Origin of the sequence: Citrobacter sp. wls619 (genome assembly GCF_005281345.1) — a bacterium.
Taxonomy (GTDB): Bacteria; Pseudomonadota; Gammaproteobacteria; order Enterobacterales; family Enterobacteriaceae; genus Citrobacter.
Genome location: NZ_SZXJ01000013.1, coordinates 1 through 393, shown reverse-complemented (window position 1 = coordinate 393; position 393 = coordinate 1). Strand labels below are relative to the sequence as shown.

General features: G+C 47.8%; 2 tRNA genes. Both read left to right on the top strand.

Annotation, left to right across the window (positions count from 1 at the left end):
- The first annotated feature begins 51 nt into the window (after nucleotides 1-51).
- A tRNA-Ile gene (locus tag FDX19_RS01895) sits at nucleotides 52-128 on the top strand.
- Nucleotides 129-233: 105 nt separating this feature from the next.
- Nucleotides 234-309, top strand: a tRNA-Ala gene (locus FDX19_RS01890).
- Nucleotides 310-393: the final 84 nt, after the last annotated feature.

The window sequence follows — 393 nt, the reverse complement described above, 5'->3', positions numbered from 1 at the left end:
TAGTGCTCACACAGATTGTCTGATGAAAATTAGCAGTAAGAAAATCTCTGCAGGCTTGTAGCTCAGGTGGTTAGAGCGCACCCCTGATAAGGGTGAGGTCGGTGGTTCAAGTCCACTCAGGCCTACCAAATTCTTTCTGATACCGCGTTGTGAAACGACTCGCATACTTCAGTATGCTTCGCCGCTCCACGCCTTGTCTCAGCAAGAATTAAGGTGAATGAGATAACTACGATGGGGCTATAGCTCAGCTGGGAGAGCGCCTGCTTTGCACGCAGGAGGTCTGCGGTTCGATCCCGCATAGCTCCACCATCTTTACTGCAAAAAACCAAGAAAACTTCAGAGTGTACCTGAAAAGGTTCACTGCGAAGTTTTGCTCTTTAAAAATCTGGATCA